General features: G+C 74.8%; 10 protein-coding genes. 7 read left to right on the top strand and 3 right to left on the bottom strand.

What is annotated here, in order from left to right:
- Positions 1–502: 502 nt before the first annotated feature.
- Together LO772_RS01905 and LO772_RS01900 are read right to left on the bottom strand one after the other, a co-directional pair.
- The gene (locus tag LO772_RS01905) at positions 503–694 is read right to left on the bottom strand and encodes a tautomerase family protein (RefSeq protein ID WP_231776544.1); all 192 of its coding nucleotides are present in this window, start codon (positions 692–694) and stop codon (positions 503–505) included.
- A 16-nt stretch (positions 695–710) separates the two neighbouring features.
- Positions 711–1,955: a DegT/DnrJ/EryC1/StrS family aminotransferase gene (locus LO772_RS01900; protein ID WP_231776543.1), complete on the bottom strand. Its 1,245-nt coding sequence runs from the start codon at positions 1,953–1,955 to the stop codon at positions 711–713.
- A 301-nt stretch (positions 1,956–2,256) separates the two neighbouring features.
- Here LO772_RS01900 and LO772_RS01895 point away from each other — a divergent pair, with 301 nt between their 5' ends.
- Together LO772_RS01895 and solA are read left to right on the top strand one after the other, a co-directional pair.
- Positions 2,257–3,324 carry an LLM class flavin-dependent oxidoreductase gene (locus LO772_RS01895; protein ID WP_231776542.1) on the top strand — a complete coding sequence of 356 codons (1,068 nt, stop codon included), beginning with the start codon at positions 2,257–2,259 and terminating at the stop codon, positions 3,322–3,324.
- A gap of 57 nt (positions 3,325–3,381) precedes the next feature.
- Positions 3,382–4,536, top strand: a complete 1,155-nt coding sequence (solA, locus tag LO772_RS01890; protein ID WP_231776541.1) for an N-methyl-L-tryptophan oxidase — start codon at positions 3,382–3,384, stop codon at positions 4,534–4,536.
- A 113-nt stretch (positions 4,537–4,649) separates the two neighbouring features.
- Here solA and LO772_RS01885 read toward each other — a convergent pair whose 3' ends face one another.
- Complete coding sequence (locus tag LO772_RS01885) at positions 4,650–6,308, bottom strand: (2,3-dihydroxybenzoyl)adenylate synthase (protein ID WP_231776540.1); 1,659 nt, start codon at positions 6,306–6,308, stop codon at positions 4,650–4,652.
- A gap of 153 nt (positions 6,309–6,461) precedes the next feature.
- On the opposite strand from LO772_RS01885, the gene LO772_RS01880 reads away from it, so the two are divergent.
- Genes LO772_RS01880 through LO772_RS01860 form a run of 5 tightly spaced genes read left to right on the top strand, consistent with a single transcriptional unit; the run spans position 6,462 to position 23,455 of the window.
- Complete coding sequence (locus LO772_RS01880; RefSeq protein WP_231776539.1) at positions 6,462–13,400, top strand: non-ribosomal peptide synthetase; 6,939 nt, start codon at positions 6,462–6,464, stop codon at positions 13,398–13,400.
- A complete protein-coding gene (locus LO772_RS01875) occupies positions 13,397–18,997 on the top strand; it encodes a non-ribosomal peptide synthetase (RefSeq protein ID WP_231776538.1) in 5,601 nt (1,866 codons plus the stop codon). The genes LO772_RS01880 and LO772_RS01875 overlap by 4 nt, the downstream gene beginning before the upstream one ends.
- Positions 18,994–20,136 carry a saccharopine dehydrogenase NADP-binding domain-containing protein gene (locus LO772_RS01870; protein ID WP_231776537.1) on the top strand — a complete coding sequence of 381 codons (1,143 nt, stop codon included), beginning with the start codon at positions 18,994–18,996 and terminating at the stop codon, positions 20,134–20,136. The genes LO772_RS01875 and LO772_RS01870 overlap by 4 nt, the downstream gene beginning before the upstream one ends.
- Positions 20,133–22,265: a Gfo/Idh/MocA family oxidoreductase gene (locus tag LO772_RS01865; protein WP_231776536.1), complete on the top strand. Its 2,133-nt coding sequence runs from the start codon at positions 20,133–20,135 to the stop codon at positions 22,263–22,265. Before LO772_RS01870 ends, LO772_RS01865 begins: the two co-directional genes overlap by 4 nt.
- Positions 22,262–23,455 (top strand): cytochrome P450, encoded by a 1,194-nt coding sequence (locus tag LO772_RS01860; protein ID WP_231776535.1) that lies wholly within the window; start codon positions 22,262–22,264, stop codon positions 23,453–23,455. The genes LO772_RS01865 and LO772_RS01860 overlap by 4 nt, the downstream gene beginning before the upstream one ends.
- Positions 23,456–23,469 lie beyond the last annotated feature (14 nt).

Raw genomic sequence — 23,469 nt, 5'->3', positions numbered from 1 at the left:
TGTGCAGCGCGGGGATGTTCGACAGCCGACCCCCACACGAACCGGACCCCCGACGGCGCGCGCGTCCGGTTCGTGTGGTGGCACCCCGGCGAGATTCCGTTCGCGGCGGACCGCGGCGGAAACCTGTGGGTCCTCGACCTCGCCCCCCGGAACGCGGCACCTACGCCAGGTGTTCGCGTGGGAGACCCACGCCGGCCCCCTCAGCCCGAGCGCACCCTCGTTCGCCCACTTCCCGCACGCCTATCACGACAAGTTGCTCAGCGGTCGACACATCTGCCACCCCGACAGCGGAACGTTCTCCTGACTCGGGCCGGGCGGGTTGCCGGCGCCGCGGACTCGTTGAGGGCGTTCTCCGGAACCGCGGCCCGGGGCGGCGGCGCCCTTGTCACGTGCCGGGACCGCTGATGGGCGCTGTTTCTGTTCGTGTGCGGTGAGTCGTGGGGTGAGGTCGGGAAGTCCCGCAGAGGTGACGGGAATTCCCGACCTCGCACGGTATGGGGGGCTAGTCGGCGTGGCCCGGGGTGCCCGATATGCCCCAGCGGGTGGCGGGTTCGGCGTGGAGGAGGATCCAGGTGCGGTCGCGGAACGCTTCGCCGAGGGTGTCGGTCACGGCGGTGGTGACGCGTTCGATGAGGGCGCGTTCGGTTTCGGGGGTCAGGCGTTCCTCGAAGAGTTTGATCTCGATGAAGGGCATGCGGGGGTCTCCAGGGTCAGATCCGGTGGGCCAGGGTGAGGCAGTCGTGGAGGACGGAGGCCAGGCGGTCGGCCTGACGGTCGGTCAGAGAAGGTGGGCAGGGGAGGTTGACCTGGTGGTCGAACCACGAGCGTTCGGCCGCGGGGCACTCGCCCCGATGGTGGCCACGGGCTCGCCACTCGGGTGTGAGGTGGAGGGGGAAGTAGCGGAGTTGGACCTCGACACCGTGCGTGTGCAGGGTTCTGACGAGGCGTTCGCGGATGACGGGGGCGTCGACGAAGCAGGTGTAGAGGTGGTGGGCGTGTTCGTCGCCCGGGTGGGGGCGGTGCGTGCGCACGAGGGGGAACGACGCGGTCGCGGCGTCGAGACGTGTGGCCACCGCCCGGCGGCGGGCGGTCAGTTCGGGGAGGCGGCCGAGTTGGACGACGCCCACGGCGGCAGCGGCCTCGGAGAGTGTGGCGTTGGTGCCGGCACGGTGCCACCGGGTGCAGGTGCGGCGGTAGATGTCGTCGGAGTAGCGCATCCACGGCAGGAGCGCGGGTTCCGGATCGGGTCCGGCGTACGGCAGTGACCGGTAGTCGGCGTCGTTGGAGCGCACCCGGTCGAGGCGTTCGGCCCAGTCGTCGCGGTCCAGGGTGATCATGCCGCCCTCGCCTAGGGTGGTGAGGGCCTTGGTGCCGTGGAAGCTGAAGCAGCCGATGTCGGCGAGGGCGCCGGGGCGGCGGCCCCGGTGGCGGGCCCCCAGGGCGTGGGCGCAGTCCTCGATGACGACGGCGCCGTGGCGGCGGGCGATCGCGGTGATCTCGGTCATGCGGGCGGGCAGGCCGCCGTAGTGGACGAGGATCACGGCGGCGGTGCGGTCGGTGACGACGGCGTCGAGTGCCGCCGGGTCGAGGTTGAGCGTCCCGGGTTCGACGTCGCAGAAGACGACCTCCGCGGGGGAGTCGAGCAGAGGCTGAATGGTGGCCTGGAATGTCTGCGGAGTGACGACGACCTGGTCGCCGGGGCGGAGATCCAAAAGCCGGATCGCGGTTTCCAGGGCGACGGTTCCGCTGGTGACGGATATCGCGTGACGGGCGCCGGCGTACTCGCGGAATTGCTGTTCGAAGCGGTCGCGCCAAACGCCCTGCGTGAGGCGGTCGGGCGAGCCGATGATCTCGGCGACGGCGGCTGCCTCGGCGTCGCCGAGAAGGGTTCCGCGGGTGGGGAAGGAGAAAGTCTCGGAGGGTGTGGTCGTGGGGGCGGGCGAGGGTGCGGTCATGGTGCTCCTTCGTGGTGGGGGTGCCGGGGAGGTGATGATCGGGGGCCGCGCATCGGCCCGGAGGTGGTGGGGGCGCCCGGTCGGTGGGGTAGGTGGTGCGGATCAGGCGTGCGGTGGAGGGCTGACGGTGCGGCGGAATGCGTTCGCCGCGTTGCCCGGAATATCCCCGGCATTCACGGGTCCTTTTCCGTGCGGAAATCGGGCAGCGTGGAATCGCGCAATCACCGGATTGCGTTTCTTGACTTTTCGGTGGGGCTTTATTTCAATGAGCGTCACCGCCGCCTTCCGAAACGGAGTCCCCGTGAAATTCGGCCTGACGTTTTTTCCTGTCCTTTCGCCCGCGGAGCGTTCCGCCGCCGCGTATTTCGACGACTGTCTGCGGCTTGCCGAGGTCGCCGATGTGCTCGGCTACGAGCATGTGCAGACCGTCGAGCACCATTTCTCGCCGTACGGCGGCTACTGCCCGGATCCGCTGGTCCTGCTGGCCGCCGTCGCGTCGCGGACGGCACGCGTCCGGGTGGTCACCGGAGCGGTCGTCCCGGCGTTCGAGCACCCGGCCGCGCTGGCCGGGCGCCTGGCGATGCTCGACAACCTGGCGAACGGACGGCTGGACGTGGGCTTCGGACGGGCTTTCCTGCCCCAGGAGTTCGCCGCCCTCGGGGTGCCGATGGCGGAGAGCCGCGCGCGGTTCGCGGAGAACGTGGCCGCGTGCCGGCGGCTGTGGGAGGAAGAGGACGTCGTCTGGTCGGGGGAGTACAGCGCGTTCGGTCCGGTGACGGTGCTGCCCCGGCCGGTGCAGCGCCCGCATCCGCCGGTCTTCATCGCGTCGACGACGAGCGCCGAGTCGTGCGCGGCGGCGGGATCGGCCGGGCACCATCTCCAGGTGGTGCCCTCGGTCACCAGCGCCGAGGGAGTGCGCGCGATGCTCGCGGCCTACCGCACGGCCCGGGAGGAGGCCGGGCACGCCGGGCCGGGGCGCGTGCAGATCAAATACACGTGCTACCTCTCGCCACGCCGTGCGGAGGCCTTGGCCGCCGGACGCCGCTGGGAGGCCAACTACATCGCGCGCATGGCGGAGGCGGTCGCCCCGTGGGCGGCGCCGGGGGTGGGCGGCGACGACTACCCCGGCTACGCGGCGCTGGTGGACAAGGTGCGCGCGTACGACTTCGACGAGGCGCTCGCGGGAGACAAGGTGCTGGCCGGGACACCCCACGACGTCGCCGCGCAACTGGAGCGCATAGCCGACCGGTTCGGCGCCGATCTGTCCGTCAGCCTCCAGTTCAACCCGGGCGGGACGGAGTACATGGAGGCCGAGCGGGCCGTACGGCTGTTCGCCGCCGAGGTCGCCCCGCGGCTCTCGGAGCGCTGAGCGGGGCCCGTGCGGCGGCCCGATCCCCGACGGGGTCTCGACGAACAAGGAGCGGTGATGCGTGGGTTCGATGCCGATGTGGCGGTGGTGGGCCTCGGGGCCTGGGGAGCGGCGGCGCTGTGGCGGCTCGCCGCGCGCGGCGTGGAGGTGGTCGGCTTCGAGCAATACCGGCCGGGTCACGCGCTCGGCTCGTCGCACGGCGGCAGCCGCATGTTCCGCACCGCCTGTATGGAGCACCCGGGCCTGGTCGAACTGGCCCGGCTCTCCTCTGAGTTGTGGCGCGAGCTGGAGTCGGCCGCGGGGGAGGAGCTGTTCGTGATGTCGGGCGGACTGCTGGCCGGACCCCGCGAGGGACGGTTGCTTCCGGCGGCCCGCGAGGTCGTCCGCGCGCACCGGGTGCCCGCGGACCTCCTGGACGCCGCCGAGATCCGGCGGCGCTTCCCGGCACACGCCGGGCTCGGCCGCGACGACGCCGGCATCTGGGAGCCGGAGGCGGGGCTGATCCGCCCCGAGGCGGCCGTGCGCGCCGCCGTGGCGGCCGGAGAGGCGTGCGGGGCACGGGTGTTCGCGGGGACGGAGGTGCTGGGGCTGCGGGTCGCGGGGCGCGCGGAGGTGGTGCTGCGTACCGCCGTGCGCGAGTTCCGGGTGCGGCAGGTCGTGGTGACGGCCGGGCCGTGGCTGTCGGCGTTGGTCCCGGGAATGTCGGCACGCGCGGTACGCATGCCCGCGACCTGGTTCGCCCCGAAACCGGGTGCCGAGGATGCCCACCGGCTCGCACGATTCCCCGTGTTCATGCGGGAGTTGGCCGACGGGAGCGTGCTGTGGGGGCACGGCGCCACCGGCTGGGACGAACGCGTCAAGCTCGGACTGGAGGACCACCGGGCGTCCTTCGAGCGGGTCGCCGCGTCCGACGTCGACCGCGCGCTGCGCCGCGCCGACTGGGCGCCGGTGGCCGAGCGGCTGCCGCACGCGGTGCCGGGGCTGGAACCGGTGTGCGCCCGTGGGGAGATCTGCCTGTATGCCGAGACCCCGGACGGTCAGTTCCTGCTCGGCCGCCCGGACGAGGCCGGTCCGGTCGTCGTCGGCGGAGGCTGCTGCTCGCACGGGTTCAAGCACGCCACCGGGATCGGGGAGGTGCTGGCCGCCGTCGCGGTGGGCGAACGCCCGGCGGTGGACGTGGGGTTCACCGATCCGCGGCGCTTCACCCGGTAGCCGGGCGGCCGACGCGACCGGCGATTCCGCCGGGCGCGCCCCCATCGTTCCGCGGCGCTCCGCCACCCGAGGCGGTGCGGGCGCCCGCACCGGCGATACCGCCGGTCGGGCGCTCATCGTTCCGCGGCCCGCGCCGCCAGCGCGTTCTTGTCGATCTTGCCGACCGGCGTCAGCGGCAGTCCGTCCGCCGCCACGACCTCCGCGGGCGCCTTCCACGCCGCGAGGCCCCGCGCGGTGAGGTGGGCGGCGAGGTCGCGCGGGCGGGGGACGGGACGGCCGGGGCGCGGCACGACGAAGGCGACCGGCCGCTCCCCCCACCGCGCGTCCGGCACCCCGACGACGGCCGCCTGGGCGATGTCGGGGTGGGCGAGCAGGTGCCCTTCGACCTCGGTCGCCGCGATCTTCTCGCCGCCCCGGTTGATCTGGTCCTTCACGCGCCCGACGACGACGAGGTGACCGCTGGGCAGGCGGCGTACGACATCGCCCGTGCGGTAGAAGCCGTCCGCCGTGAACGCGGTGCGGTTGTGCTCGGGCGCGCGGTAGTAGCCGCGCAGCGTGTACGGGCCGCGCGTGAGGAGTTCGCCGGGCTCGCCGTCGGGGACGGGCCGGTCGTCGGGGTCGACGACGCGGATCTCGTCTGCGTCGGTGCACGGGCGCCCCTGTGTCGTGGTGACCAGGTCCTCGGGGTCGTCGGGCGCGGTGTAGTTGATGAGCCCTTCGGCCATCCCGAAGACCTGCTGGAGGGGGACGCCGAGTTCGGGCCGGATCCGCCGTGCGAGGTCGTCGGCGAGGCGGGCGCTGCCGACCTGGAGCAGTCGAAGGCTCGACAAGTCCGTGGTCCCGGGGCGGAATTCGTCGAGCCAGTGGCCGGCCAGCGGCGGGTTGATGGCGGTGACGGTGACGCGCTCGCGGGCGATGAGCGCGAACGCCGTGGCGGGGTCGGGGTCGGGGGCGAGCACGACCGTCCCGCCGGCGGCCAGCGTTCCGAGGACACCCGGACAGGCGAAGGTGAAGTTGAAGGCGACCGGCAACACGGCGAGGTAGACCGTGTCCGCCCCGAGGCCGCAAACCCGGGCGCCCGCAAGGGCGTTGCACGCGTAGTCGTCGTGCGTGCGCGGGATCAGCTTCGGCACGCCGGTGGTGCCGCCGGACAGGAGCAGCGCGGCCAGGTCGCCGGGGCGGATCGACGGGTCCTCTTCGTCCGCCGTCGCGTCGACACCGCCGAGCAGATCGTCAAGTGCCGTGTGAGGACCGGGTTTTCCCGCGACGATCACATGCCGCAGTGTGGCGCACGACGGGTCGGCCGCGATCTCGGACGCGAGAGCGACGTGGTCGAAGCGCCGGTACCGGTCGGGGACGACGTACGCCACCGCACCGCTGTGCCGCACGAGGTGGCTGATCTCGACCCGCCGGTGCCCGGGCAGGGCATGGACGGGGACGGCGCCGACGCGTTGCAGCGCGAACCACACGTGGACGAACTCGGCCACGTTCGGCACCTGCACGACCACCCGGTCGCCCCGGGTGATCCCGAGGCCCCGGAACCCCGCGGCCAGGCGGTCCGCGTGGCGGTCGAGCCGGGCGTACGTCCAACGCCGCGCACCGTCGACGAGGGCGGTGCGGTCGCCGTGGTCGCGGGCCCAGCCGCGCAGCCGGGCGCCGAAGGTGACTCCCTCCCAATAGCCCTCGGTGCGGTAGCGCTCGGCGTCGTTTTCGGGCCATCCGGGCCAGTCCTGGGGCACGGCTCTCCTTCGTTCGTCGCGCTGATCGGCCATCAGTTGCGCTGGTCACAGCCGCCCTTGGTCGGGCTGGTGCGAAGCGGCTCGATGTGCTTAGGATGTTCATACCGGATATGAAAATCATTTTCAATCAGGGTTCTCGCGGCGGCTCCGGCCGCGCGTGCGCCCTGCCTCGGCGAAGGGGTGACCATGAACGACGCGCGCCTTGAGTGCGCGCCGGGTGCCGTGCGGCGCACGGTGGCCCGGGCCCTGGGCCTGGACCCGGACGAACTCACCGAGCACGACGACCTGTTCGCACTGGGCCTGGACTCGCTCCACCTGCTGCGCCTGGCCGCCGGGTGGCGGCGTGCGGGCATCCCCGTGACGTTCGAAGACCTGGTCGAGGGCGCGACGCTCGCCGACTGGTACGCGCTGCTCGACGAACGCGCCGCCGCGCGCGACGCCTCTGCCGCCGCCACGACGCCCGTGCCGCCCGAGCCGTCGCCCGCGCGCCACCGGTCACGCGACCCCCACGCGCCGTTCCCGCTCGCGACGATGCAGCACGCGTACTGGAGCGGACGCCAGGACGGCCAGCCGCTCGGCGGGGTCGGCGCCCACTTCTACACCGAGTTCGACGGTGCGGGGCTCGACCCGGAGCGGCTTCGCGCCGCGCTCACCCGCCTGACGCGGCGTCACGGGATGCTGCGGGTGCGCATCGACGAGGACGGCATGCAACGCCAATCACCGACCGCGGACACGGAATTGGTGGTCCACGACCTCCGGGCCGCATCCGCGGACGATGTCGACTCCCGCCTCGAAGCCCTCCGCCACGCGTGGTCCCACCAGCGCATGGACCCCGCCGCCGGGGAGGTGCTGCGCGTGGGGCTGAGCCTGCTGCCGGGCGGACGCACCCGCCTGCACGTCGACCTCGACATGATCGCCGGGGACGCGGTCAGCCTGCGCATCCTGCTGGCCGACCTCGCGCGATTCCACGCCGACGCCGACGCCGACGCCGACGCCGGCGCCGGAGTCGCGGCCCTCGCGGAAGCCACCGGGCCCGCCGCACTTGCCGGGTCGGCGGCGTCTGGTGGGTCGGTCGTGCCCGTCGTTCCTGCCGGGTCGGCCGTGCCTGGCAGGTCGGCCGCGTCCGCCGCGTCCGCCGGGTCCGTCATGCCCGTCGTTCCTGGCGGCAAGGCCGCACTTGCCGAATCCACCGACTCCGGTGGCCTCGGCGCGACGTCCGAGTCCGCCGACCCCGCCGACCCCGCCGAGTCCGCCGAGTCCGCCGATCCCACCTGGACATACGCCGACTACCTCGCCGCCCACGAGCCCGCCCGCGCCGCCGACCGCGAGCAGGCCGCGAGCTGGTGGACCGAGCGGCTGCCCGAACTCCCGCCGCCCCCACGCCTGCCCACGCTCGTCGACGAACTCGCCCCGATCGACGCCGCCGACACCGCACGCAACCGCACGATCCGCCTGCATCACCGCCTCGACCCCGAGGCAAAGGCCGAACTCACCGCCCGATGCCGCCGGTTCGGCGTCACCGTGCCCGCCGCGCTGACCACCGTCTTCGCCGAGGTCATGGGCGTGTGGAGCGCCGAGCCGAGGTTCACCCTCAACGTCCCGCTGTTCGACCGCCAGCCGCTGCATCCTGATGTCGCGGACATGGTCGGCGACTTCAGCGGCTCCGTGCTCCTCGCGGTCGACACCGCCGACGAACTTCCGTTCTCCGCACGGGCCAAGCGCGTCCAGGGCGACCTGCGTGCCGCCGTCGCGCACGGGGCGTACGGGGGCGTCGACGTGCTGCGCGACCTCTCCCGCGCACAGGGCCGGCCGGTCCTCGCGCCGGTCGTGCACACCAGTGCCGTCGGCCTCGGCGAGGTCTTCGACGCCGCCGTGCGGGAGACGTTCGGCGCACCCGTGTGGATCATCTCGCAGGGCCCCCAGGTGTGGCTGGACGCCCAGATCACCGAACTCGACGGTGGCCTGCTCCTCAACTGGGACGTCCGCGCGGGCATGTTCCCGCCCGGCCTGCCGGAAGCCGCCTTCGCGGCCTACCGCGACCTGGTCGACCGCGTCACCTGGCACGACGCCGCCTGGCACACCCCCGTCGGCGACCTCACCCCGGCCGCGCAACGCGCCGTGCGCCCGGGCGTCGTCGCCCCTGTCGCGGCCCCGCGCACACTGCACGGACGCTTCTTCGACAACGCCGCCACGCACCCCGACCGGATCGCGCTGATCCACGAGGACGGCACCGAACTCACGTACGCCGCACTGGCCGACCGCGCGCGCCGCCTCGCCGCCGCCCTGGCAGCGCGCGGCGTCCGGCCCCGGGACACCGTCGCGGTGACGCTTCCCAAGGGCGGCGCGCAGGCCGTCGCCGTCCTCGCCGTTCTCGCGGCCGGCGCCGCCTACGCTCCCGTCGGCATCGACCAACCCCCGCGCCGACGCCGCGCGATGCTCGACACGGCCGGCGCGGCGGTGGTGCTGACGGATGCCGAGCACGCCCCCTTGAGTGACGAAATCCCGGGCCTCACCACCGTGGTGGTCGACGGCTTCGACGGCTTCGACGGCTTCGACGGCTCCCCCGGCCTCGACGCCCACGAGCCCGCCCGCGTCGTCCCGGGCTCGCCGGACGACACCGCGTACGTCATCTTCACCTCGGGCTCGACCGGCGTCCCCAAGGGCGTCGACGTACCCCACCGCGCCGTCGCCAACACCGTGGACGCGGTCGGCGACCGGTACGCCATCGGCCCCGACGACCGCACCCTGGCACTGTCCGCCCTGGACTTCGACCTGTCCGCGTACGACATGTTCGCCTTCTGGTCGGTGGGCGGCTGCGTCGTCGCCGTCGACGAGGCCCACCGCCGCGACGCCGCGCACTGGGCCGCGCTGATCCGCCGGCACCGGGTCACGATCCTGTCCTGCGTGCCCGCGCTGCTGGACATGCTCCTCGACGCCGCCGGCGACGACGGCCTCGGCGGGACGCCGCGCCTGGTCATGCTCGGCGGCGACTGGGCCGGGCTCGAACAGCCGGAACGCCTGCGGAAGTTCGTACCGGACTGCGGTTTCGCGGTGCTCGGCGGCATGACGGAGGCCGCGATCCACGCGACCGTCTTCGACGTCGACACCGTCGACCCGGCGTGGCGGTCGATTCCGTACGGCGCGCCGCTGCCCGGCACCCGGGCGCGCGTCGTCGACCCGCGCGGACGCGACCGGCCCGACCACGTTCCCGGCGAGCTGTGGGTCGGCGGCGCCGGTGTCGCGGACGGCTATCGCGGCGATCCCGCGCGCACCCGCGAGAGATTCGTCGACCACGACGGCGTGCGCTGGTACCGCAGCGGCGACCTCGCCCGCTACGGATCCGACGGCGTCCTGGAATTCCTCGGCCGCGCCGACCACCAGGTCAAGATCCGCGGCCACCGCATCGAACTCGGCGAGGTCGAGGCCGCGTTCGACAGCCACCCGGCCGTCCTGCACGCCGTCGCGGCGGTCCTCGAACAGCCCGCACGCCGCCTCGCGGTCGCGCTGTCGACGCACCGGGGCGCGGCCCTGGACCCGTCCGAGGTCACCGACTGGGCCGCCCAGCGCCTGCCCGCCTTCATGCTGCCCGCCCACGTCCACGTGTGGGACGCCATCCCGGTCACGGCCAACGGCAAACTCGACCGCCGGGCCGTCGCCGACCGCCTCGCCGGCGCCCAGCACGCGCGGGAGCTGCCGGGTACCCCGCCGCGCGGCGAGGTGGAAAGCCTCGTCGCCAAGGTGTGGGGCGAACTGCTCGGCAGCGCGTCCGTCGGCCGCGACGACACCTTCTTCGAACTCGGCGGAGACTCGCTCGTCGCCACGCGCATGGCCGCGCGGCTGCGCGCCGAGGGGCTGAGCGGCGCCCGCGTCGCCGCGGTGTTCGCCGCCCCCAGGCTGGCGGACTTCGCCGCCCGGCTCGGCCGGAGCACCGCCGCGGCGACGACGGACGCGACACCGGCCCTCGTCCCGCGCCCCGAACGGCGCCACGAGCCGTTCCCGCTCACGGACGTGCAGACGGCGTACCTCAGCGGCCGGGACCCGGCGTTCCCCCTCGGCGGCGTCGGAACATGGCACTACACCGAGTTCGACGACACCGACGTGCACCTGCCGCGCCTCGAACGGGCGTTGCGCGCACTCGTCGCCCGGCACGACATGCTGCGCTGCGTCGTCCTCCCCGACGGCACCCAACGCGTGCTCGACGAACCCCCGCACGTCGCCGTCGACGTCACCGAGACCGACGCCGCCGGGGCCGAGGCCGCGCTCGCCGCGCTACGCGCCGACACCTCGCACCGCATCCACGACCCCGCGCTCGCACCGCCGTTCGTATGCCGGGCGGTCCGCTACCCGGATGCCGACGGCGGCACGCGCACCCGCGTCGCGATCGGCCTGGACTACCTCGGGCTCGACGCACTGTCGATCATGACGCTGTACGCCGAACTCGACCGGCTCTACCGGGACATCGACGCGCCCCTCCCGCCCCTCGACGCCACGTTCCGCGACTACGTCACCCAGATACGGCCGACCCCCGAGGACGAACGCCGGTCGTGGGAGCACTGGTCGGCGCGGATCGCCGAACTGCCGCCCCCGCCCGCGCTCCCCGCCGGCGCACCCGTCACCGACATCGAGCAACCCCGGTTCACCCGGAGGACGTTCGTCCTCCCGCCCGCGCGATGGGACGCCCTGCGCACCGTTGCCCGACGCCACCGGGTCACCCCCTCCGCGCTGCTGCTCGCGCTGTACGGCGAAGTCCTCGCCGCGTGGAGCGGCACCCGGGCCGTCACCGTCACCCAGACGCTCTTCGACCGGCGCGAGGCCCACCCGCACATCGGCCGCGTCCTGGGCGACTTCACCGCCCTCGCACCGGTGGCCTACCACCGCGCGGACGGCACCCTCGCGGACGCCGTCACCGCACTGCAGCGCCGCCAGGCGGACGACCTCGACCACCGCGACGCGCCCGTCGCCCGGCTCCTGCGCGAGGCCGCCCGGCGCTTCGGCGGCGGCACCGTCTCCCCGGTCGTGTTCACCAGCGCCCTCGGCGTCGGCGGCCTCACCGGCGGCGACGAGGTCTCCCTCGATCTCCACCCGGACTTCCCCACACGGGTGTTCGGGGTGTCGCAGTCGCCGCAGGTGTGCCTGGACAACCAGGTCACCGTCGAGCACGGCGGACTGCGCGTCGTGTGGGACGCGGTCGACGAGCTGTTCGCGCCCGGCGTCCTGGACGCGATGGCCGACGCGTACCGCCGACTGCTCGACCACGTCGCGGAGTTCGGCCTCGACACCGCCGTCCCCGACCTGCGCCCGCCCGCGAGCGTCGCGACGAGGCGGCGCGCCAACGACACCGCGTCACCCATCGAACCCCGTCCGCTGCACGCCGCGTTCTTCGACCGGGCCCGCGAACACCCCGACCGGACAGCCCTCATCGGCGCGGACGGCACCACCACGTCGTACGGCCGCCTCGCCGAACGCGCCCTGCGCGTCGCGACGTTCCTCCGCGCACGCGGCGAGGGCCCCGGGGCCACCGTCGCCGTCCGCCTGCCCAAGGGCCCGGACCAGATCGCCGCCGTCCTCGGCGTCCTGGCCGCCGGCGCGACGTACGTGCCGCTCGGCCTCGACCAGCCCCCGCTGCGCCGCGCGCGCATCCTCCAGGCCGCCCGCGCCCGCACGGTGGTGGACGCCGCGGTCCTCGCGGAGGCGGACACCGCGCCGCCCCTCGCGGCCCCGGACCGGACCGACCCGGCCGAGCCCGCGTACGTGATCTTCACCTCCGGATCGACCGGCGAGCCCAAGGGCGTGGAAGTGAGCCACGCCGCGGCCTGGAACACGATCGCCGACGTCAACGCACGCCACGCCGTCGGCCCGGACGACCGCGTCCTCGCGCTGTCCTCGCTCGACTTCGACCTGTCGGTGTACGACGTCTTCGGCCCCCTGGCCGCGGGCGGCGCCGTCGTCGTCCCCGACGAGGACGACCGCCGCGAGCCGGCCCGCTGGCGGCAACTCGTCCGCGAACACCGCGTCACGCTCTGGAACTCCGTCCCGGTGCTCCTGGACATGCTCCTCGGCCGCGCCGACGACACCCCCGCCCCCGAGAGCCTGCGCGTCGCCCTGGTCTCCGGCGACTGGATCGGCCTCGACCTCCCCGGGAGGCTGCGCACCGCGACCGGCGGACGCTGCCGCCTCACCGCGCTGGGCGGTGCCACCGAGGCCGCGATCTGGTCCAACTCCCAGACCGTGCACGCGGTTCCGCCGCACTGGACGTCGATCCCGTACGGACTGCCGCTCGCCAACCAGCGCTTCCGGGTCGTCGACCCCGACGGCCGCGACTGCCCCGACCTGGTCCCCGGGGAACTGTGGATCGGCGGCGCGGGCGTCGCCCTCGGCTACCGGGGCGACCCGGCCCGCACCGCCGAGCGGTTCGTCACCCACGACGGCACGCGCTGGTACCGCACCGGCGACCTCGGCCGCTACCAGCCCGACGGGACCCTGGAGTTCCTGGGCCGCGCCGACGACCAGGTCAAGATCGCCGGGAACCGCGTCGAAGTCGGCGAGGTCGAGGCCGCACTCCAGGCCCACCCCGGCATCGCGGGCGCGGCGGTCGTGAAAACCGGTCACCACGCGACCGGTTCGCTCGTGGCGTTCGTCACCGCGCCCGACGGGCCGCCGCCCGACCTCGCCGCCTGGCTCGCCGACCGGCTGCCGCCGTACGCCCTGCCCACCGCGATCACGCCCCTCGACACCCTGCCGCTGACCGCCAACGGCAAGATCGACCGCTCCCGACTCGCCCGACACGCGGGCGCCGCACGCCCCGTGGCCGACGACGCCGGCGAGCCCTGCGCGGGCGCCACCGAACAGGCCATCGCCGCCCTGTGGGCCGACCACCTCGGCACCCCGCCCGCCGGCCGGCACCACAACTTCTTCACCGCGGGCGGCGACAGCCTCGCCGCGCTCCGCTTCATCGCCACGATCGAACACCGCTTCGCCACCGCCGTGCGCGCCCGCGACTTCCTCGCCGCCCCCACCGTCGCCGCACTCGCCGCACGCCTGGGCGGCGCCGACCACCCGCGACGCGAACTCCCCGACGACCCCGACGACCCCGACGCCACCGAGTACGAGAGCGGGACGCTGTGACCATCACCGAACTGCTGGCCGCGTTGGAGAAGGACGGCATCGCCGTCTGGGCCCAGGACGGAGCCCTGCGCTACCGCGCCCCGCACGGCGCCCTCACCGACGAACGCCGCGCCGCCCTGCGCGCCCGCCGCGACGAAATCCTCGCCCACCTCGCCGCGCAGGCGCCGTCCGCGCCCACCGCCGACCCCGGCGCGCGCCACGAACCGTTCCCCCTCACCGACCTGCAGGCCGCGTACCTCCTCGGCCGAGGCACCGTCTTCCCGTACGGCGAACTCGCCTGCCACGCCTACGTGGAGGTCCGCCACGACGGCCTGGACGCCGACGCGCTCGCCGCCGCCTGGCGCACCCTGCACGACCGGCACCCCATGCTGAACGCGGCCGTCCACCCCGACGGCTACCAGGAGATCCCGCGCGACGCCGCACCCGCACCCCTGGGCACCGACGACGTGCGCGGCCGGGGCGCCGACGCCGCCCGGGCCTCGGTCGAGGCGACGCGCGCCCGCCTGGCCCAGCGGCCCGGCGACGCGTCCGGGCCGCCGCACCTCGCGCACCTCACCCGCACCGACGACGGCGACATCCTGCACGTGTCCGTCGACCTGCTGACCGTGGACCACCAGAGCCTGCGGCACCTGCTGACCGAACTCCACACCGAGGCCACCGCCCCGGGCACGCTGCCGGCCCCGCCCGCCGCGACGTTCCGCGACCACGTCCTCGCCCGCCGCGCCGCCGTGGGCACGGACGCCTACGAACGCGACCGCGCCTACTGGACCGAGCGCTGCGCCACGCTGCCCCCCGCGCCCGAACTCCCGCTCGCCGAACCGTGGGCCGACGCGGAGCCCGCCGACCCGCCGCGGTTCCGCCGCCTGGAGGCGCTGCTGACCCCCGCCGAGGCCACCGGGCTGCGCACCCGCACCGCCGAGCGCGGACTCACCCTGTCCGGCGTGCTGCTCGCCGCGTACGCCGAGACCGTCGGCCGCTGGAGCCGATCCCCGCGCTTCACCCTGAACCTGCCCGTCTCCACGCGCCCATCCGGCGACGAACACGCCAGTATCGTCGGCGAGTTCACCGACATCGCGCTGTTGGAGGCCGACCTCACACGGGAGTTGCCGTTCGCCGAGCGCACCCGGGCGCTGACCGAGCGCCTGTGGGAAGACCTCGAACACCGCGCCTTCGGCGGCACCGAAGTGCTCGCCGAACTGTCGCGCCGCACCGGCGCCCGCGCCCTGATGCCGGTCGTGTTCACCACCGCGCTCGACGACCCGGCCGACACTCCCGGCGACGTGGTGTACGCCCTCACCCAGACCCCGCAGGTCTGGCTCGACTGCCAGGTCATGCGCCGCGGCGACCGCCTGGCCCTGTCCTGGGACGTGCGCGAAGGAGTCCTCGCACCCGGCCTCCCCGACGCCGCGTTCGACGCCTTCACCGCGCTCGTGCGCACCCTCGCGACCACCGACACCGTGTGGGACGTCCCCGCCGACCCGCCCCTGCCCGCCGGACAGCGCCAGGCCCGCAAGGCGTTCGGCGCCACCTCCGCACCGGTCCCCGGCGGCCTGCTCCACCACGGCGTACTCGCGCAGGCCGACCGCACCCCGGACCGGGTCGCGGTCCGCGCCCGCGACCTCGAACTGACGTACGGCGAACTCCGCGAGCGCGCGACCGCCCTCGCCGCCCGGCTGGTCCGCGCCGGGGCCGCGCCGGGCGACCTCGTCGGCGTGTACCTCGACAAGGGCTGGGAGCAGATCGTCGCGGTGCTCGCCGTCCACCTGGCCGGCGCCGCCTACCTGCCCGTCGACACCGCGCAACCGCCCGCCCGCCGCGACGCCATCCTCGCCGACGCCGCCGTGCGGCTCGTCGTCTCCCGCACCGACACGGCCGACACGGCCGACACGGCCGACACGGCCGAGGCCGCCCCGCTGCCCGACACGGTCGCCGCCGTGCCGGTGGACGACACGGCCGCCGTCCCCGGCGACTTCGCCGCACCCGGAGGCGTCGACCCGTCGGCACCCGCGTACGTCATCTACACGTCCGGATCCACCGGCACCCCCAAAGGCGTCGTCATCAGCCACCGCGCGGCACTCAACACCGTCGCCGACATCAACCGCCGGTTCCGCGTCGGACCGGACGACCGCGTCCTCGGCGTCGCCGGCCTCGGCTTCGACCTGTCGGTGTACGACATCTTCGGCCCCCTCGCCGTCGGCGGGACCCTCGTCCTGCCCGGCGCCGAACGCCGCGGCGACCCGTCGCACTGGGCCGCGCTCATCGCCGACGAAGGCGTCACCGTCTGGAACTCCGTCCCCGGACAGATGCGCATGCTCCTGGACTGGGCCGGACGCGACGCCACCGCGCTGCGCACCCTCCGCCTCGCGCTGCTCTCCGGCGACTGGGTCCCCGTCACCCTGCCCCGCGAAGCACGGCACCTGATCCCGGACATGCGGGTCGTCGCGCTCGGCGGCGCGACGGAAGGCGCGATCTGGTCGATCTTCCACCCCGCCGACGACATCGACGAGCGCCGCCCGAGCGTCCCGTACGGCCGCCCCCTGGCCAACCAGAACATCCTCGTCGTCGACAGCCACCTCCGACTGCGCCCGGACTGGGTCGCCGGGGAACTGTGCATCGCCGGCGAGGGCGTCGCGGACGGCTACCTCGGCGACGCGGAGCGCACCGCCGAGCGGTTCGTACGACACCCGCTGACCGGCGAACGGCTCTACCGCACCGGGGACATGGGCCGATTCCTGCCCGACGGCACGGTGGAGTTCCTGGGCCGCGTCGACAACCAGGTCAAGATCCGCGGCTACCGCATCGAACTCGCCGAAGTGGAGGCGGCGTTGGGCGGACACCCGGCGGTCGGCGCGTGCGCGGTCGTCGTCGACGACGACGGCGGGACGCGGCGGCTCGCGGCGTTCGTCGAGCCCGCGCGCGTGACCCCGGACGAGCGCCCGGACCCGGCGGCGGAAGCCGCCGACGCCGCCCTGCGCGACGCGGCCGACCGGGTCGCGGCGCGTGGCGCCGGGGACGCGCGAGCGCCGGACGCGGCGAACACCGACGGCCGCGCGGCGGACTCCCGGGCCGTGCCGGGAACCGGTGACCCGCGTCCGGCCGATCCCGACACCGGGCGCCGACTCACCGAATTCCTCACCGAGTTGGACGACGTCGCGCTCCGCGTCATGGCCCGCACCCTCGCCTCCGCCGGCCTGTTCGCCGACGACACCGCCCACGACCTCGACGCCGTCTGCGCCGCCCTCGACGCCACACCGCGACACCGGCGCCTCGTGGCCCGGTGGCTGCGCGCCCTGACCTCGGCGGGCCGCCTCGACGAGGCCGACGGACGGTGGCGCGACCTGCGCGGAGCCGAGCACGACGGCCTGGCCCCCGCGTGGGCCCGCGCGGAAGAACTGGAACGCCGCGTCGACTGGGGCGGCGAACTCCTGGCGACCATGCGCACGTGTGCCGACCGGGTCGCCGACCTGCTCGACGGATCGCTGGACGTGCGCGCCCTGCTGTTCCCGGGCGCCACCTCCGACATGATCGCCTCCGCGTACCGCGACAACCTCGCCGTCCGCCGCCTCACGACCGGCGTCGCCGCCGCCGTGCGCGCCGCCGCGGCCGGGCACGCGGGGGAGGAGCGGCTGCGCGTCCTGGAGATCGGCGGCGGCGTCGGCGGCACCACCGAGGCGCTGGTGCCCGCACTCGCCGAATTCGGCGTCGACCTGCTGTTCACCGACCCCTCGGCGTTCTTCGTCGCGGAGGCCCGGCAGCGGTTCGCCGACCACCCCTGGGTCCGCTACGCGCAGTTCGACCCCGGCCGCGCCCCGGACGCCCAAGGCCTGGCGCCGAACACCTTCGACGTCGTGGTCTGCGCCAACACCCTCCACGCGACGGCCGACATCGGGGCCGCACTCGCCCGGATCCGCGAACTCCTGGCCCCCGGAGGCCTGGTGGTGCTCGTGGAGAACACCAGGGACGCGCACCCGCCGCTCATGGTGTCGCTGGAATTCCTCGAACTCACCGCCGCCGTATGGACGGACGTCCGTGCGACGACCGGCCAGTCCTTCCTGACCCGGCCGCAGTGGCAGGACGAACTGACCCGGCACGGAGCCACGGGAGTCCGTGCGTGGCCGTCCGCGGACGATCCCCTCGCGGCGACCGGTCAAGAGCTGATCCTCGCGCGGTTCAAGACCGACCGGGCCCGCGTGGAGCCCCCCGCCGTGCTGCGGCACGCCGCCGCCCGGCTCCCGGAGTACATGGTGCCGGCGACCTGCCACATCGTGGACGCGCTGCCGCTCACCGGCAACGGCAAGGTCGACCGGGCCGCCCTCGCCGCGCGGGTCCCGCGCGACGAGGCCCGGCCCACCGGCGCGGGAGCCCCGCCCGCCGACGCCTTCGAACAGCAACTCGCCGACCTGTGGGCCGAATTGCTGGACGCGGGCACGGTCGGCCGCGACGACGACTTCTTCGCCCTCGGCGGCGACTCCCTGCTGGTGGCCCGCATGGTCGGATCGCTGCGCGAGACCGTCCCGAACGGCGCCGACCTGGAATGGGAGCCGGTGCTGCGCGAGATGCTGCTGCGGCCCACGGTCGCCGGGCTCGCCGCGTACCTGCGCACCGCCGGAGCCGACACCGCCGCCGACGCGTCGCCCGCCGCCGAGGTGTCCCCGCTCGTCCACCTGCACGGCCCGCCCCCGCGACCCGGCGCCGACGCGGTCACCGTCCTCGTGCACGCGGGGACCGGAACGCTGATGCCGTACCGGTCGCTCATCACCGAGGCCCGGCGCCGCTCGCGCGGCGGCGGCACGCTGATGGGACTGGAGGTGCCCGACCCGGAAGGCTTCCTCGGCGCCTCCCCCGAACGCCTGATCGAGACCATCGCGGCCGACTACGCGCGTGCGCTGGCCGCCACCGGGGCCAAGTCGTTCCACCTGATCGGCTACTGCCTCGGCGGCCTCATCGCCACCGAGGTCGCACGCGGCCTCGGCGAAGCCGGACACGACGTGGCGACGCTGACGGTGATCTCCAGCCACAGTCCGCGCTTCCGGCTCGACGACGGGCTGCTCGCCGAATACTCGTTCGCGGTCATGATGGGCATCGACCCGCCGCGCCTCGGATTCCCCGACGACGAGAACGCCGTCGCCGCCGCGGCCGACGCGGTCCTCGCGGACAGCCCCGGCGTGCTCCGCGCCGGCGGCCTCGCCGAACTCACCGGCCCCCACGAGCCGGTGGCCGCGTGCTTCCGGACGCTGGCGGGCATCGCCCCGGAGAAGCGCGTCCGCCTCATGTGCGACGTCGTGCCGGCCGCGGCGGGAACGTACGAACCCGACCACATGGACCGGCTGTTCCGCACGTTCCGGCAGAGCGTGTTCGGCATCACCCGCTACCAGCCCGAACCCTACGCCGGGGACATCACGTTCCTCCGGCACAGCGGCGCCTACCCGTTCCCGGGAAGCCGCGACGCCGTCACCGCGCACTGGCAGGACCTGGCGCTCGGCGACCTGCGGATCGTCGACATCGCCGGCGACCACTTCTCGTGCCTGTCCACCGAGCACGCGCCCGCCGTCCTGCGCCTGATCGACGACCTGACCGGCGGGGAGGTGACCCGATGACCCCCGCGCGCGCCCCCTTGGTCGGCGTCGTCGGCGCGACCGGAGCCGTCGGCCGCGAAGCCGTCGCGGAACTGCGCCGGACCGGGGCCGCCCGACTGCGCCTCGGGGCGCGCGGCGGCGACGCGCTGCGCGAACTCGGCGCCCGGCACGCCGCGTTCGACACGATGCGCGTCGACGTGACCGACCCCGCGTCGCTGCGCGCCTTCACGGCCGGATGCGACATCGTGCTCAACTGTGCCGGACCCACGTACGTGCTCAAGGAGAAGGCGGCCCGGGCCGCACTCGCGGCCGGCGCCCACTACGTGGACGTCGCGGGCGACGACCCCGTCGCCGAGGCGCTGGGATCACCCGGAGGCGACCGGTGCGTCGTCCTGTCGGCCGGCGCCCTGCCGGGCCTGTCGGGGCTGCTGCCCCGACACGCCGCCCACGACCTGGACCGGGTCACGGCGCTGACCGCCCACTGCGGCGGCATCGAGGAGTGCACCCCCACGGTCGCGGCCGACATGATGCTGTCGCTGACCACGGGCGGGGCGGACGGTGCCGCGTTCGGACGCCCCAACGCCGCCTGGCGCGACGGCGCGGCCCGCCCCGGCGCGCTGCGCCCCGCCGAGGACGCCACCGTCGCCGGCTTCCCCGGACGCGTCGCCGTCGTCCCGTTCCTCAGCACCGAGACCGAGCGCCTGGCCCGGCACCTCGGCGCCGAGCACGTCGACTGGTTCAACGTCTACCCCGGACCGCAAGTGCGGCTGGCCCTGGCCCGGTTGCCCGGACGCCTCGCGGCCCCGGACGCCGCCGCGGCCGACCTCGCGGCCGACATGATGCGCGCGGCCCGCCTCGACATCGCCGGACGACACCCCTGGTACGCCATGGCGTTCACCGTCGACGGCGCCCGCGACGGCGCCCCCGCCCGCCGCGCACTCACCCTGCGCACAACGAGCAGCTACCGGCTCACCGGAGTCGTCGCGGCGCTGGCCGTCGACGCCGTCGCGCACGGCGGGGTCACAAGCGGCGTGCACTTCGCGGCGGACGTGCTCGACCCCGGGCACACCGTCCGCCGACTGCGCGAAATCCCGGGCCTGTTCGAGCGGTTCACGATGACCGGCGGCGACGCCGACGAACTCGACGAGGGGGAGCTGTGACGCGGGCGCGCGTGCTGGTCTGCGGCGCGAACTTCGGCCGGTTCCACGCCGCGGCGATCCTTGCCCGGCCCGAGGCGTACGAACTCGCCGGCGTCCTCACCCGCGGCTCCGCCGCCGGGCGCGCCTGGGCCGCCGAACTCGGCGTGCCGTTCCACACCGACCCCGACACGCTGCCCGACGGCATCGACATCGCGTGTGTGGCCGTCGGGTCGGCGATCTCCGGCGGGGGCGGTACCGAACTGGCCGCCCGGCTCCTGGCACGCGGCATCCACGTCCTCCAGGAACACCCCCTGCATCTCGACGAGTTCACCGCGTCGCTGCGCCTCGCCCGCGAGCACGGCGTGCAGTACCGCGTCGCCTCGCAATACCCGCACCTGGCGGCCGTCCGACGCTTCGTGGCCGCCGCGGAACGGCTCCGCGCCCGGCGGCAGGTCACGTTCGCCGACCTCGTCGGCCCGGTACACCTGCTGCACCCCGCGCTCGCCGTCCTCGGATCGGCGCTCGGCGGGCTGCGGCCGTGGGACGTGACGGCGTTCCCCGCGCTGCCCGGGCACCCGTTCCGCGTCCTGCAGGGGCAACTCGCGGGAGTACCGCTGACCGTGCGCGTGCACCACGAGCTGAACCCGGCCGACCGCGACAACCACGCGCTGCTGTGGCCGCGCGTGACGCTCGGGACGGACGGGGGCGTCCTGACCCTCGCGGACCTCCACGGACCCGTGCTGTGGCACCCGCGCCCGCACGCGGACCGCGACGACGACGGCCGCTTCATCCTGCACGGCCCCGCGACCGGGCACCTGGACCTGGCCCCCGCGGCCACCCTCGCCCCCGCGCCGCACGCGTCCTTCCACGACGTCTTCGACCGGGCCTGGCCCGAGGCGATCGCGGTCGGCCTCGACGCGCTGCGCGCGGCGGCGGCCGACGGGACGGATGTGCTGCGGGCCGCGCAATTCGATCTGACGGTGTGTCGGATCTGGTCGCGCACGGTCGGCCTGCTCGGACCGCCCACCCTCGTACGGCCGCCGCGGCCACGGCCGTTGGGAGCGGAGGCACTGACGGGGGAGGAGGAGCGAGGCACACAGGAGGCGCACGCCGCCCCACGCGCACCCGCTGCCGCGGCTCCGCGGACGTGCGCGTCGCGGGAGCCGGGAATGCGGGAGGGGCAGGACCCCCCGAGCCCGCTCGACCTCATGCCCGCACGGGAAAGCGCGGCGCGGAAGGGAGGAGCGCCGGTGGGGCCCGCGGCCCCGCGCGCAAGCGCGTCGTGGGACGAGCGCACGGGCCCGTGCCCGTCCGACTCCGGGCCGCCACGCGCGAACGCGTCGGGGGGAGAGCACGCATCGCGCACGCCCGACCACCCTGTGCGCGCCTACGAGTCCTCCGCCGAGTTCTTCGACCTCGTCGCCGGACCCCACACCGCCTCCTCGTCCGTTCCCGCGGTCGTCGCGGCCCTCGCCGGCGCCGACCCGGGCGCCGGTCCCGTCCTCGACCTCGGCGCCGGGACGGGTCTGCTCACCGAGGCGGTCGCGCGGGCGTACCCGCGCCTGGAGATCGTCGCGGCGGAACCCGCCGCCGCCATGCGGGCCGCACTCACCGCCCGCGTGCTCTCCGACCCCGGGCTGCGCGAGCGCGTCACCGTCACCGACGGCAACGCCCCCGACCTCGAACTCCCCGACCGCCTCGGGGCGGTGCTGCTGTGCGGCGTCCTGGGCCACCTCGACGCCGACGCCCGCAGGCGCCTGTGGCGGCGCCTCGCCCGCCGCCTGCCCGCCGGGGCGCCGGTCATCGTCGAGCTGATGGCACTCGACCGCCCCACCACGCTCCCGGAAACCCGGCTCGCCCGGGCCCGCATCGGCGACGCCACCTACACCTGGTGGTTCGCCGGCCGGCCGGACGCCGACGCCACACACCTCACCAGCCGCTGGACCGTCGACCACGGCACCACCCGGATCCGCGAGGTCCGCGACAGCCACCGGTGGTTCCCCTTCGGGTTCGACGCCGTCGCGCACGAGAGCGGATTCCCCACCGAACCCCTGCCGCACCGCCCCGGCGGACCACCGCTGGCGCTGTGCCGCGCCCCCGGCCCCACGGCCGTCCCTCCGCCGACACCCACCACCGAGGACACCCCGTGACCGACCCCCTCGCCTTCCCGCTGCCGCGCACCTGCCCCTTCGCGCCGCCGGACGACTACGCCCGGCTGCGCGCACGCGAGCCGGCCACCCGCGTCGTCCTGCCCACCGGGCGGCCCGCGTGGATCGTCACCCGCCACGCCGACGTCCGCGCGCTGCTGGGCAGTTCGGACGTCAGCTCGGACATCCGGCACCCGAACTTCCCCGCGATGGGCGCCGGGGAGCAGGAGGCCGGCGCGCGCAGCCGACCGTTCATCCGCACCGATCCCCCCGAACACACCAAGTACCGCCGCCTGTTGGTCCCCGAGCTGACCGTCCGCCGCGTCCGCGCGATGCGTCCGGCCGTGCAGGGCATCGCCGACGCCGCACTCGACGCCATGCTCGCCGGCCCGCCCGGCGCCGACCTGGTCACCGCGTACGCCAACGTCGTGTCCACGTCCACCATTTGCGAACTGATCGGCCTGCCGAACGAACACATCGCGCTGTTCCACGAGATCACCCGCGTCTCCGGCGGCCGGAACAGCAACGCCGCCGAAGTCGGCGCCGCCCTCGGCCGGTTGTTCCAACTGCTCGCGGACCTCATCACGCTGCGCGAGAAGGAGCCCGGCACCGACCTGCTGTCCCGGCTCGTCACCGAGCACCTGCTGCCCGGCCGCGTCACCCGCCAGGAACTGCTCTCCACCATCGGCATCACCGTCATCGCCGGGCGCGAGACGACCACCTCCATGATCTCCCTCGCCACCCTGCTGCTCCTGACGCGCCCCGACCTGCGCGCCGAACTCACCGGCGACCCCGACCTCATGGACGGCGCCGTCGACGAACTGCTCCGCGTCATGTCTGTCACCGACACCATCCCGCTCCGCGTCGCCGCCCGCGACCTCGACGTCGGCGGGACGGTGATCCCCGAGGGGGACGGGTTCATCGCGCTGCTCGCCGCCGCCGACCACGACCCGGCCGCGTTCCCCGACCCCGAAAAGGTCGACTTCCGCCGCGACGCCCGGCACCACCTCGCGTTCGGATACGGCATCCACGTGTGCGTGGGCCAACACCTCGCCCGCCTCGAACTCGCCGTCGCCCTGGAGACGTTGCTGCGCCGCGTCCCCACGCTGCGGCCGGCCGTCCCGGCGGACGAAGTGCCGATGAACAACGCGTCCGCCACCTTCGGCCTCGACTCCCTGCCGGTGACGTGGTGAACCCGCGCCCCACA

It is taken from the genome of Yinghuangia sp. ASG 101 (assembly GCF_021165735.1).
In the GTDB taxonomy this organism is placed as follows: domain Bacteria; phylum Actinomycetota; class Actinomycetes; order Streptomycetales; family Streptomycetaceae; genus Yinghuangia.
Note: the sequence above shows the minus strand (reverse complement) of the source record. Positions and strands in the feature narration are given on the sequence as shown.

What these genes read in the sequence shown, in the direction of transcription:
- LO772_RS01880 (WP_231776539.1), top strand. Translation starts at nt 6,462, where the DNA reads ATGAACGACGCGCGCCTTGAGTGCGCGCCGGGTGCCGTGCGGCGCACG.
- LO772_RS01905 (WP_231776544.1), bottom strand. Translation starts at nt 694, where the DNA reads ATGCCCTTCATCGAGATCAAACTCTTCGAGGAACGCCTGACCCCCGAA.
- LO772_RS01870 (WP_231776537.1), top strand. Translation starts at nt 18,994, where the DNA reads ATGACCCCCGCGCGCGCCCCCTTGGTCGGCGTCGTCGGCGCGACCGGA.
- solA (WP_231776541.1), top strand. Translation starts at nt 3,382, where the DNA reads ATGCGTGGGTTCGATGCCGATGTGGCGGTGGTGGGCCTCGGGGCCTGG.
- LO772_RS01885 (WP_231776540.1), bottom strand. Translation starts at nt 6,308, where the DNA reads ATGGCCGATCAGCGCGACGAACGAAGGAGAGCCGTGCCCCAGGACTGG.
- LO772_RS01900 (WP_231776543.1), bottom strand. Translation starts at nt 1,955, where the DNA reads ATGACCGCACCCTCGCCCGCCCCCACGACCACACCCTCCGAGACTTTC.